Here is an 11,979-nt window from a genome sequence, read left to right as displayed (position 1 = left end):
AATAACTGAATAAAAAAACAAGCGAGGTGATTAAGGTGAAGGAAAAGAAGTTAAATCTATTCCTCTTAATCACCTTAATTGTTGGAACAATAATTGGCGGTGGAATTTTTAATAGTCCTACCGACCTTATTTTAAAGGCAAACCCATTAGCTGCATTGATTGCTTGGCTAATTGGTGGAGTTGGGATCTTAATGTTAGCATTAGTATTTTATAAGCTAACGATCGTTAAACCTGATCTTAATGGTGGTATTTATACCTATGCAAAGGAAGGCTTTGGTAATTATATTGGCTTTAATTCCTTTTGGGGTTATTGGTTAGGGGCAATTTTTGGTAACATTGCCTTTATCTCCTTATTCTTTAAAACCTTGAATAGTATGTTGCCACACCCACTGTCACCTTTTGGTTGCTTTATTGGTGGATCGATCATCCTTTGGGTTTATGCTTGGATTGGCTGGCGGGGTGTTCGAAAGGTCAGCATCTTAAATGCTGTAATTACCATTGCCAAGGTACTACCTTTAATTCTTGTAATCATTGTTGGAATTACCCTGTTTCAACCACACGTCTTTAGTGTTCCACAATGGTCCCATGTGTTGGTATCAACTGGGCGGTCAGAGAATCTTTCACACCAAATTGGACAAGCAATGAGTACAATTGTGTGGTGCTTTGTTGGAATTGAAGCAGCGGTTTCAATGTCACGACGGGCAAAGAAACATTCAGAAGTTGGCTTGGCAACGGTGATTAGCTTTGTCATTGTCTGGTGCTTATACGTTCTTGTTTCATTGCTACCAATGGGAATTATTCCGGCACATGAATTAAGTACATCTTCAGTTCCTTTAGCAACTGTCCTTAATAAGAGTGTGATTGGCATTTGGGGAGCACTGATCATTAAGGTGGGATTGTTGATTTCCCTTCTAGGAGCTCTTCTAAGTTGGTTCATGATTGGCCCTGAGATTGCCTACGTTACAAGTATGGATAGTGCAATGCCGAAACCGTTTAAGTTGGTTAACCGGCATAACGTTCCGGGATTTGCCTTAATTGTCTATACTTTGATTATGCAGGTTATCTTAATTGTTTTACTTTTACCACAATTACAAACTGCATATACAATTGCTTATACATTAGCTACCACAACGACATTAGTAGCTTACTTATTGTCATCCTTGTATGGGCTTAAGTTAGCATTTAAGGAGTCCTATAGTTGGGGCTTCAAATTAGTTGCTTTGATTGCCTCAGCGTATGCAATTTATACACTCTTTGCTACAGGGATTGAATATGCTTTTGCAAGTGCGATCATCTTTGCTTTCGGTATTCCAGTTTATTTATTAGCTGCTCCAAAGATGAGAAGGTTTGAAAAAGCAATTGCGTTAGTCATTGGTGTAGCAGGGCTCCTTGCTTTAGTAATGATTATCCGTGGTGGAATTAACTTTTAATAAAAAAATGAGGCTGGCGAAATCTTCGCCAGCCTCTTTCAATTTTAAAATGTAGGATTAATTATTAATTTTTCTTGTTGACTAAAGTCTTCATCTGGGTACTTATTATGAAGTGCTGTAAGTAAGAGATGTTTAGCAATTTCACCATTTCGGGTAAGGATCGGACCATGGAAGTAGGAACAGTAAACTTCTTTATAGATCGCTCCTTCAGTGTGATCTTGACCATTATTACCGTGACCTGAAATCACTTTGCCAAGTGGTCGTTCACCCTTTCCTAAGAAGGTCATCCCGTTATGGTTTTCAAAACCGTGGTATTCATCCCCAGTTTGTTCATTTTTAATAGTGATATTCCCGATAAAACGATTATGATCCTGACTGAGAGTATAGTGGGGAAGGATACTTAATCCGGGAATCTTTTCACCGTCAGCCCCAACGTAGTATTTACCGAGTAACTGGTAACCTCCACAGATTGCCAGAAGTGGCTTTTGATCATCAATAAACTTCTTAATTCCGTCATGCTTATTTGGTAAGTCTTTTGAAATAACAAACTGTTCATAATCTTGACCACCACCAAAAAGGGCAATATCGAATTTTGCCGGATCAAATTCTTGACCAATACTAATAACTTTAACTTGGATATCAGTATCCATCTGTTTAGCATAGTAACGCAAGGCAATGATATTACCTACGTCACTATACGTATTTAAGAGGTTTCCGTATAAGTGTGCAAGGTTAAGGTGATACTTTGCCATTAGTCCATTCCTCCCTTAATATAGCCCTTTTCAGCTAATTGCTTTCGTAGTTGAAGAACAGCAGTATAGGTAGCTAGGATATAAACATGTTTTGTTGGCATTTCTTTAATCTTACCAATTACCTGGGTTAAGTCAGGCTCGTGCCACATATTATCTACTCCGGCCATCTTAAGTCGTGTCGTGATATCTTTATAACGTTCGCCACCAGTCATGTATTGGGGAATATTATGTTCGATCAATTTTTCAAAGTTTCCATCCCAGATCCAACTCGTATCAATTCCATCAGCGTAGTTAGCATTAAGGAGAAAAGCAAAACTAAATGGTTGGGGATCGGTTTCAATCATATCAAGAACTTGGTTAAGACCAACCGGATTCTTAACCAAGATTAATGTGACTTCTTTACCATCCACGTTAATAACTTCCTGACGACCAAAGACTCGTTCATCAGATTCAAAAGCATCTTTGATTTGAAATTGGCTAACTCCGAGAAACCTTCCAAGAGCATATGCAGCTAAGGCGTTGTAAATATTGTAAAGGCCACCGATACCGATAGTATATTGCTCACCATCGAGTTCAAAGGTTGAACTAGTAGGAGTTAGTTTGTCAATCTTTGTGACGGCATATGTTAACTTAGGCCGCTCAAAGCCACAGTTTGGACAGAAATAATCACCAAGGTTTGCGTAGGTGCGCATCCGATACTTTAGGATGTGCTGACACTTGGGACAGAGGAGGCCGTCTGTATTGGCTGGGGCATCAAAGGGCTCATGATGTTCATGGTTAAAGCCATAGTAAATGATTGGGTTAGGTAAATCTTGACTATTAAATAGTTGTTCGTCACCGTTAGCAATAATTGTTGCTTTAGGAGCAAGCTTAACCCCGTTAAGAATCTTTTTATAGGTTGTGTAGATTTCACCGTAGCGATCCATTTGGTCACGGAAAATATTAGTGAAGATAAAAGCAATTGGTGTGATATACTTAGTAACCTTTACCACGTTTGCTTCATCGACTTCGAGAACCGCAAGCCCCTTCTTCTTTGGACGAGGGGCAGTAATAAAGGTGGTAACAATCCCTTGTTCCATGTTAGAACCAGTAGGGTTAGTTAACACCTGATCGTATTTTTCTCGAAGGACCCGAACACTTAAAGAAGTAGTAAGGGTTTTTCCATTAGTACCAGTAACAATTACTAAATCATACTTTTTGCTGAATGCTTGGAGAATGTTGGGATCAAGTTTTAATGTTAATTTCCCGGGTAATGAACTTCCACCATTCATAAAGGTGTGAAGGAACCAGTAGCTTGAACGACCAGCTGCTTCAGCAAGTGAACTGCGTAATGACATGTATTCAAAATCCTTTCACCGAAATTAGATTACGACTAATTTTAATCTTTAATTGGTTAAAAGAAAAGTGTTTCGGATTAATATTAAGAAACCATTACTCATCAGCTAAGTATTTAAATGAAAAATGCTTTCAGATATAATAGATTTATCTATGTGTATAAAAAGGAGTGCGAACCGTGGCGCAACTATTTTTTAAGTATGGCGCAATGAATTCTGGAAAATCCATTGATATTCTCAAGGTCGCTCATAACTATGAGGAACAGGGCAAGAAGGTTGTCTTGATGACGAGTGGTGTGGACGATCGATCAGGAATAGGGGTTATCGCAAGTCGGATTGGCCTTTCGCGAAAGGTTCAACCCGTAATGGCAGATACCAATATTTATGATTATGTTCGACAGATGGATGAAAAGATTTATTGTGTTCTGATTGATGAAGCACAATTCTTAAAGAAGAAGCATGTTCTTCAGTTGATCAAAATTGTTGATGAACTTCACATTCCAGTAATGACGTTTGGCCTAAAAAATGATTTTAAAAATGAATTATTTGAAGGCTCAAAATATTTACTAATTTATGCTGACAAGATTGAAGAAATGAAGACAATCTGTTGGTTCTGTGGAAAAAAGGCAACGATGAACTTACGGGTTCATGATGGTCAACCGGTTTATGAAGGTGAACAGGTACAGATTGGTGGTAACGAATCGTATTATCCAGTTTGTCGCTACCATTATTTCCATCCGCAAATACAGGAAAAGGGAGAGATAACCTATGGAAATGGCTGAAATTTTCGATAAGCTACAGGCTGTAGCAGAGCGATATGATGAATTGAACGAATTAATTAGTGATCCTGAAGTTATTGCTGACTCACAACGGTTTATGAAGCTTTCAAAGGAAGAGGGAAGCTTACGGGAAACGGTTGAAAAGTATAACGAATATAAAAAGGTCACTCAGACAATCGCTGATGACGAGGAAATGTTGCGTGAAAGTGACGATCCTGACTTAACGGCATTGACTAAGGACGAATTAAATAGCGCTAAGGAACAACAAGCTAAGCTAGAAAAGGAATTAGAGATTCTTTTGATTCCTAAGGATCCAAATGATGATAAGAACATCATCATGGAAATCCGTGGGGCTGCTGGTGGTGATGAAGCAAGTCTTTTTGCTGCCGATCTTTACAACATGTACCTTCACTATGCTGAAAACCAAGGCTGGAAGGTTGAAGTTGTTGATAAGAGCGAAACCGAGGTCGGTGGTTTTAAGGAAATAGCCCTAATGATTACTGGTGATAAGGTTTATTCAAAGCTGAAGTTTGAAAACGGTGCACACCGGGTTCAACGGGTTCCTGTTACTGAATCTGCAGGACGGGTTCATACCTCAACAGCGACTGTCGGGGTAATGCCGGAAGCGGAAGATGTTGACGTTGATATTGATCCAAAAGACATTCGGGTTGATGTTTACCGTTCAAGTGGTGCCGGTGGACAACACGTTAACAAGACTTCATCAGCTGTTCGGATGACACACTTACCAACAGGAATCGTTGTTGCGATGCAGGATGAACGTTCACAACAACAAAACCGGGCCAAAGCTATGCGGATCTTAAAGTCTCGGGTTTACGATTATTACCAACAAAAAGAACAAAGTGCATATGACGCTAAGCGGAAAGATGCCATTGGTACTGGTGATCGTTCTGAACGAATCCGGACATATAATTACCCACAAAACCGGGTAACCGATCACCGGATTGGTTTAACCTTGAATAAGCTTGATAAGATCATGTCAGGTGACCTTGATGAAATCATTGAAGCATTGATTGTGGCCGACCAAACTAAGAAGTTGGAACAATTACGAAATGAGTAGTAGTCAAACTTATTTTGCTGCTCAACGGTGGGCAAAGGAGCAGTTGAGTCAGAGTAAGGTTGATCCAAATGCCCCACAGTTTCTCCTTAAGGAGCGGCACGGGTGGGATGATACTCACTTACTGGTTCATAATCGAGAAGTAATGCCAGCTGGTGAATGGCAGTGGTTTCAGCAAGCAGTTGACCGGTTGTTAAAAGATGAGCCGGCCCAATATATTGTTGGAAGTGCGCCTTTTTATGGAAGAACTTTTATGGTTAACCATGATGTTCTGATTCCAGAAGCCGAAACGGCAGAGCTAGTTGACTGGGTTTTAAGTGAAATGTCATCAAAGCCGTTACGAGTTCTTGATCTCGGAACGGGCAGTGGTGTGATTGGGATTACCTTAGCCCTTGAACGACCAGAATGGGAGGTTACTCTTAGTGATGTTTCTGCGGCGGCACTCGGGGTTGCCCAAAAGAATATGGAAAGCTTTGGGCTTAAGCTAAACCTAGTAAAGAGTGATTTATTTGCTAATTTAGCTAACGAAAAGTATGATCTAATCGTTACCAATCCTCCCTATATTGCAATGGATGCTACTGATTTGATGGATACTGCTGTTTTGAAATTTGAACCAGATTTAGCCCTTTTTGCGGATGGGAATGGTTTAGGCTTTTACCACCGCCTATTCAAGCAAGCAGCTCAACATTTGAATTCACAGGGACAATTATTTGGTGAAACTGGTTTTGATCAAGAAGAGTCAATTCAGAAATTGTTGAAGCAGGTAGATAGTGCTGCACAAATTGAGCCACGACATGATGTTGCTGGAAAGATGAGGATGATACACGTATGGGATTTTTCAAACGTAGGAGGAAATTAGAAAGAATGGATACAAGAATTTTTCATTTAGATGAAATTGCTCAAGCAGCTAAAGCTATTCAAGACGGTAAGCTCGTTGCTTTTCCTACCGAAACTGTTTACGGACTAGGCGCGAATGCAACTAATGAAGAGGCAGTCAAAAATGTTTATTTGGCAAAGGGGCGGCCGAGTGATAACCCGTTGATCGTTCACGTTGCTTCAATTGAAATGGTTGAAAAATACGCTAGTGAGATTCCGGAAAATGCACGGAAGTTAATGGCTAAGTTTTGGCCAGGCTCCCTTACTATTATTTTGAACATTAAAAAGGGAGTCCTTTCAAAGACTGTTACGGGTGGCCTTTCAACGGTGGCCTTTCGTTTTCCAGACTGCCAGCCAACCCTTGATTTAATTAAGGAAGCCGGTGTCCCAATCGTTGGCCCTTCAGCTAATACCTCTGGAAAGCCAAGCCCGACGACAGCACAACACGTTTATCATGATCTTCACGGAAAAATCGCAGGGATTATTGATAATGGTCCGACCCGGGTTGGTGTTGAATCAACAGTCCTTGATATGTCGACTGATCAGCCAGTTATTTTGCGACCAGGTGCAGTTACTAAGCACCAAATTGAGGATGTGATTGGTTCGATCGACTTAAACCACCATCATGTTGGTAAAAATGAAACACCAAAGGCCCCGGGGATGAAATATAAACACTACGCACCAAATGCGCAGGTTTATATTGTTGACGAGGGTACTGATTGGAAGCAGGTTGTTGACTGGATTAAGCAACAACCATTTGATGTTGGGATGATGGCAGAAGAAAAGATCCTTCAGCAAGAGAGCTTGCCAATGAATGCTATTCAGTTTTCACTAGGTAAGAATGTTGCAGATGCGAGTGCTCGCTTATTTGACGGCCTTCGTCAGTTTGATGATCAACCTAACGTTAAGGCGATTGTAACCCAAGCATTCCCAGCAAAGGACCTGGGACGGGCATACATGAATCGGCTAAATAAGTCAGCTGGTGGCGAACATTTTGCAATAAAATAAAAAAATTACCTATTTGTTTATCAAATAGGCATTTTTTTTGGTAAAATAGGGAAGAAATTCAAAGGAGTGTATTAGGCATGGGTAAATTTGAAGTGATGGATCACCCATTGATTCAACACAAATTAACGATGATTCGGGATAAAAATGTTGGAACTAAGGCTTTCCGTGAAACGGTTAAGGAAATTTCAACATTGATGGCATATGAAGTTGCTCGGGATATGCCATTGAAGGATGTTGAAGTGGAAACACCAATTGCCAAGACCACTAAGAAGGAATTGGCAGGGAAGAAAGTTGCAATTATTCCAATTCTTCGTGCTGGTCTCGGAATGGTTGATGGAATGACGGATCTTATTCCAGCTGCTAAGATTGGCTTCATCGGGATGTACCGCGATGAAGAAACTTTGAAACCACACGAATACTTCGTTAAGTTACCAAATGATATTACTGAACGGCAACTATTCATTGTCGATCCGATGTTAGCTACTGGTGGTTCAGCAATTATGGCAATTGAAGCGTTGAAGAAGCGTGGTTGTTCTGAAAAGAACATGAAGTTTGCATGCTTAGTTGCTGCTCCAGAAGGGGTTAAGGCTGTTCGTGAAGCATACCCAGATGTTGATATTTATGCTGCCGGACTTGATGATCACTTGAACGAGGATGGTTACATTGTTCCTGGATTAGGTGATGCTGGGGATCGGCTATTCGGTACAAAGTAAAATAATTAAAGAGGCTAAGGGAAGGCTTGGCCTCTTTGTTATTTTAAAGTTCATTAAATTAACAGTAATACTGAGAACTGGTCAGTAACAGGAAATTCCCCTATAATGGATATAAACCGTTTTCTTTAAAGAGGGTAAACAGCTAAAATGACATTAAAAATGACAGGGACAGCGGCAAGTAATGGTGTAGGTATCGCACCGGTATATATTGTCGATAAACCAAATTTGAGTTTTGAAAAGCAACGGATTAGTGATTCATCTGCTGAAATTGAGCGATTTAAGGATGCTCTACTGGCAATTAGTGATGAGCTTAAAGGAATAAAAGAAGCGGCAGCAGAAAAGTTGTCAAAAGATGAATTAGCGATCTTTGATGTTCATATTGAAATTTTGAATGATCCCGAAATGTTTAATCAGGTAGTCACCCGGATTCGGAGCCAACGGATTAATGCAGAAACCGCCTTTGAAGAAGTTATTTCCCGGGTTATTCGTGAGTTTGAATCAATGACGGGAAATAAGTACATGCAGGAACGGGCAACGGATTTTGCAAGTATTCGTGATCAGGTGCTGGCTAAGCTTGAAGGAAAGTCTCTTCCTAACTTACAGACACTTGATCATCCAGTAATTGTAGTTGCCCACATGATTGGGCCATCAGATACTTCTCAGATGAATGCTAAGTTTGTTAAGGGAATTGTTACTGAAGTTGGGGGACGAACAAGCCATGCGGCAATTATGGCACGTTCTTTACAAATCCCTGCAATTGTTGGTTGTAAGGGGATCGCCCACCAGGCAAAAAATGGGGAGCGGGCAATTGTTGATGGCTTTTCGGGAACGACCATTGTTGAACCAACACCTAACCAGGTTAAGCATTACCAGCAAATTGCTAGTCAGTACGCTGCAGAAAGACTTGAATGGGCAAAGCTGGTTGATAGTCCATCGCTTACTAAGGATGGCCAACAATTAACGATTTCCGCCAATATTGGCTCCTCAAATGATATTCTAGCAGCAGTTGATAATGGTGCAGACGAAATTGGTCTTTTTCGGACCGAGTTTCTTTATATGAAGAGTGAACACTTACCAACGGAAGAAGAACAGTTGCAAGCATATAAAGAGGCTGTTGAGAGTCTTGGCGGGCGAACATTGGTCGTACGAACACTTGATATTGGCGGGGATAAACCTTTAACGTTTATGCCACTACCGCATGAGTTAAACCCGTTTTTAGGTTATCGAGCAATTCGGATTTCGTTGGATCGTCCGCAAATGTTTCGAACCCAGCTTCGGTCCTTGATCCGGGCATCTCAATTTGGTCGGATTAATATTATGTTTCCGATGATTACAACTCTCGAAGAATTACAAGCAGCTAAAAAGATCTACTATGAGGAGCGAAAAAAACTTCGCCAAGATTACCCTAAGATTGGCGCAAACATTAAGTTAGGAATCATGATCGAAGTTCCCCTTGCTGCATTGTATGCTGAGAGGTTAGCTAAAGAAGTTGACTTTTTCAGTATTGGGACAAATGATTTGATTCAATATTGTTTTGCTGCAGATCGGGGAAATGCATCAGTTTCTTACCTTTACCAACCACTAAATCCACCATTCTTAAAATTAATTGCCCACATAATCAAGTCAGGTCATCAACATAATACTACTGTTGCTATGTGTGGTGAGATGGCTGGTGATCGACTTGCATTACCATTGTTAATGGGAATGGGGTTAGATGAGTATTCCATGAGTGCTACATCAATTCTCCGGACTCGTTCAATGATGAAGGGTCTTAATATTAAGGAGTGTCAGCAGCTTTATCAACGTGCGGTTACTGAATGTGAAACAGCAACTCAAGTCCATGATTTAGTCGAGAAGTGGTTGATAGCTCATTAAAGGATCATTTAAAGAGGTTGCGGTAAATATAAGATTTATCGTGAACCTTTTTTTGATTTAAATGAATAGTAAGATAAATTGTGATTGCAAAAAAGAGGAAGTGAATATCGTGACATTTAAATGGTCGCGGCAGAAAAAGTATCTATTAATGGGGATGGTTATTTGTGGATTATTAGCAATGACTTTTGTTACCCATAACCAGCGCTTTTACCGACAACCAATTGCTCGAGTTGTTAAAGTGACAAATGGGAAGGCACAACGAACAGAAGATGAGTTTAAAAACGTTGATCACCAAACTGAACAACAAATTACTGCGGTACTGATGAACGGAAAGTACAGAGAAAAGAAGGTAACCATTAAGAATACCTTTAGTGACTCCCAACCAATGGATCAAGAATACTATGTTGGGGACCAGCTCTTTCTTTCGCAACTGGGAAAACGTGATGGTGGCTTAACAGCTAATCCAGCTGGGCAAAAGCGGGACACGGTAGTCGTTTTCCTTAGTTGGCTTGTTATTACGATCCTCCTGTTGACGATGGGACGTGCCGGAATATTTGCTTTAATTAGTGTGGTTATTGATACAATTTTATTTATGATTGCTCTTGCACTTGATCTTCATAATCAAGGGAACCATGTCCTATTAATTTTTTCCGTACTAGCATTAATTTTCACGGCGGTTAGTCTCCTCTTGGTTTTAGGACCGACGAAGAAAATGTTGGCAACTTTTTGCTCAACCATTGTTGGGACAACGATTGCAATTTTAGTGGGAGTCCTTGTATTATCTTTGACGAATAACCGGGGTGTTTACTATGAGTCGATGCAATATGTTACTCAAGTGCCACGGCCGCTATTTATTGCCGAAATCCTACTTGGCTCTTTAGGAGCAGTAATGGATGAGTCAAGTGACATTGTTGCAACCCTCTTTGAGCTAAAACGAATTGATCCGAATGTATCCCGAATGCAATTATTTATGTCAGGAAGAAGTGTTGGCAAGTCGATTATGGGGCCACTCGTGAATGTTCTTTTCTTAATTTTTATGGCCGATACCTTTACCAATAGTTTGCTGTACTTAAAGAATGGAAATAGTTGGGGATATACATTTAACATGAATATGAGTTTAGGGATGGTGCAGAGTTTAATTAGTGGGATTGGGATTGTCCTTGCTGTTCCAGCCGTTAGTGTATTCGGTTCATTATTATTGGGAAGGAGGAAGTAGGATGAGTTCAATCAATGCTTTAGGATTAATACTGCTTCTTGTAATGTTCCTTGTTGGTGGTAAGCAAGGATTCCGGTCATTCATTAGTTTGTTGCTTAATTTTTGCTCCCTCTTTTTTGGGATTGTTTTAATTGAATTTCATGTTCCCCCAATGTTTGTTGCGGTGGTAATCGGGATCACGATTTTAGCCATCACGATCTTCATGGGTGAAGATGACTTACGAACAACGGTAACTGCCTTCTATGCTTCATTAATTGTTTTGACAATTCTTCTCTTTTTGATCTTCTTTATTAGCCACTGGGCAATGGTTCAAGGATTTGGAACAGAAGATAGCGATGATCTAGAAGGAATGTCGATCTTGATCGGAATTAGCTACTTAAAGGTTTCCGTAACAGCAATCGTTCTTAGTACTTTAGGGGCAATTGCTGAAGCGGCGATGGCTATTTCTGCAGGTTTAACGGAAATCCTTGAAACGCACCCGGATATCAGCAATTCTCGGCTAATTGAGGGGGGAATGGGAATTGGTCAGCAGATTATTGGAACGACCCTGAACACTTTATTTTTTGGTTGCTTTGGAGGGGTTCTCTCTTTATTTATTTGGTTTGCTGGCCTCCACTATTCATTTGGGACAATTATAAATAATAAGATTTTTGTTGCTGAGTTGATTGAAATTTTGATTTCATTCCTCGGAGTGCTTTTAACTGTCCCCATTACCTCGTTAGTAATGGTTAAACGACGGAAAGAGGTCGTTGACAAATCAATAGAAACAAAGTAAACTAGCATCAAATATTAAAACCTTTAAAAGAGGTCCCGTGAGGCCTCAAAGGTGCGGAAAAAATACCCTACAGGATTGTAGTAGCATTAAAAGCAGCTTTGAGATCTCACTCGAAGCTGCTTTATTTTTTAGGGGAGGGAAAGTAT

At 40.2% G+C, this 11,979-nt stretch carries 11 protein-coding genes; 9 read left to right on the top strand and 2 right to left on the bottom strand.

Going from position 1 to position 11,979, the window contains the following annotated elements; translation table 11 throughout:
• The first annotated feature begins 35 nt into the window (after window positions 1-35).
• Window positions 36-1,430: an amino acid permease gene (locus tag H9564_RS06505; protein WP_318241080.1), complete on the top strand. Its 1,395-nt coding sequence runs from the start codon at window positions 36-38 to the stop codon at window positions 1,428-1,430.
• 44 nt (window positions 1,431-1,474) lie between these two features.
• Here H9564_RS06505 and H9564_RS06500 read toward each other — a convergent pair whose 3' ends face one another.
• Both H9564_RS06500 and H9564_RS06495 read right to left on the bottom strand, forming a co-directional pair.
• A complete protein-coding gene (locus H9564_RS06500) occupies window positions 1,475-2,182 on the bottom strand; it encodes a type 1 glutamine amidotransferase (protein WP_191684707.1) in 708 nt (235 codons plus the stop codon).
• Entirely contained in the window at window positions 2,182-3,519 is a 1,338-nt protein-coding gene (locus H9564_RS06495; RefSeq protein WP_191684706.1) for a Mur ligase family protein, read from the bottom strand. Before H9564_RS06495 ends, H9564_RS06500 begins: the two co-directional genes overlap by 1 nt.
• Window positions 3,520-3,695: 176 nt before the next feature.
• On the opposite strand from H9564_RS06495, the gene H9564_RS06490 reads away from it, so the two are divergent.
• The 8 genes from H9564_RS06490 to H9564_RS06455 all read left to right on the top strand — a co-directional run bounded on the left by H9564_RS06490 (window position 3,696) and on the right by H9564_RS06455 (window position 11,833).
• The gene (locus tag H9564_RS06490; protein ID WP_191684705.1) at window positions 3,696-4,298 is read left to right on the top strand and encodes a thymidine kinase; all 603 of its coding nucleotides are present in this window, start codon (window positions 3,696-3,698) and stop codon (window positions 4,296-4,298) included.
• Entirely contained in the window at window positions 4,291-5,373 is a 1,083-nt protein-coding gene (prfA, locus tag H9564_RS06485; protein WP_191684726.1) for a peptide chain release factor 1, read from the top strand. The genes H9564_RS06490 and prfA overlap by 8 nt, the downstream gene beginning before the upstream one ends.
• A complete protein-coding gene (gene prmC / locus H9564_RS06480; protein WP_191684704.1) occupies window positions 5,366-6,229 on the top strand; it encodes a peptide chain release factor N(5)-glutamine methyltransferase in 864 nt (287 codons plus the stop codon). The genes prfA and prmC overlap by 8 nt, the downstream gene beginning before the upstream one ends.
• Window positions 6,230-6,234: 5 nt before the next feature.
• A complete protein-coding gene (locus H9564_RS06475) occupies window positions 6,235-7,254 on the top strand; it encodes an L-threonylcarbamoyladenylate synthase (protein WP_191684702.1) in 1,020 nt (339 codons plus the stop codon).
• 77 nt (window positions 7,255-7,331) lie between these two features.
• Window positions 7,332-7,967 (top strand): uracil phosphoribosyltransferase, encoded by a 636-nt coding sequence (upp, locus tag H9564_RS06470; RefSeq protein ID WP_191684700.1) that lies wholly within the window; start codon window positions 7,332-7,334, stop codon window positions 7,965-7,967.
• Between the two features lie 147 nt (window positions 7,968-8,114).
• Window positions 8,115-9,842, top strand: a complete 1,728-nt coding sequence (ptsP, locus tag H9564_RS06465; protein WP_191684699.1) for a phosphoenolpyruvate--protein phosphotransferase — start codon at window positions 8,115-8,117, stop codon at window positions 9,840-9,842.
• Between the two features lie 106 nt (window positions 9,843-9,948).
• Window positions 9,949-11,058 (top strand): YibE/F family protein, encoded by a 1,110-nt coding sequence (locus H9564_RS06460; protein WP_191684725.1) that lies wholly within the window; start codon window positions 9,949-9,951, stop codon window positions 11,056-11,058.
• A 1-nt stretch (window position 11,059) separates the two neighbouring features.
• Window positions 11,060-11,833 carry a YibE/F family protein gene (locus tag H9564_RS06455; RefSeq protein ID WP_191684697.1) on the top strand — a complete coding sequence of 258 codons (774 nt, stop codon included), beginning with the start codon at window positions 11,060-11,062 and terminating at the stop codon, window positions 11,831-11,833.
• The last annotated feature ends 146 nt before the right edge of the window (window positions 11,834-11,979 follow it).

Source organism: Limosilactobacillus avistercoris (assembly GCF_014836425.1).
In the GTDB taxonomy this organism is placed as follows: domain Bacteria; phylum Bacillota; class Bacilli; order Lactobacillales; family Lactobacillaceae; genus Limosilactobacillus; species Limosilactobacillus agrestimuris.
Note: the sequence above shows the minus strand (reverse complement) of the source record. Positions and strands in the feature narration are given on the sequence as shown.

What these genes read in the sequence shown, in the direction of transcription:
- H9564_RS06500 (WP_191684707.1), bottom strand. Translation starts at nt 2,182, where the DNA reads ATGGCAAAGTATCACCTTAACCTTGCACACTTATACGGAAACCTCTTA.
- H9564_RS06495 (WP_191684706.1), bottom strand. Translation starts at nt 3,519, where the DNA reads ATGTCATTACGCAGTTCACTTGCTGAAGCAGCTGGTCGTTCAAGCTAC.
- prfA (WP_191684726.1), top strand. Translation starts at nt 4,291, where the DNA reads ATGGCTGAAATTTTCGATAAGCTACAGGCTGTAGCAGAGCGATATGAT.
- prmC (WP_191684704.1), top strand. Translation starts at nt 5,366, where the DNA reads ATGAGTAGTAGTCAAACTTATTTTGCTGCTCAACGGTGGGCAAAGGAG.
- H9564_RS06475 (WP_191684702.1), top strand. Translation starts at nt 6,235, where the DNA reads ATGGATACAAGAATTTTTCATTTAGATGAAATTGCTCAAGCAGCTAAA.
- upp (WP_191684700.1), top strand. Translation starts at nt 7,332, where the DNA reads ATGGGTAAATTTGAAGTGATGGATCACCCATTGATTCAACACAAATTA.
- ptsP (WP_191684699.1), top strand. Translation starts at nt 8,115, where the DNA reads ATGACATTAAAAATGACAGGGACAGCGGCAAGTAATGGTGTAGGTATC.
- H9564_RS06455 (WP_191684697.1), top strand. Translation starts at nt 11,060, where the DNA reads ATGAGTTCAATCAATGCTTTAGGATTAATACTGCTTCTTGTAATGTTC.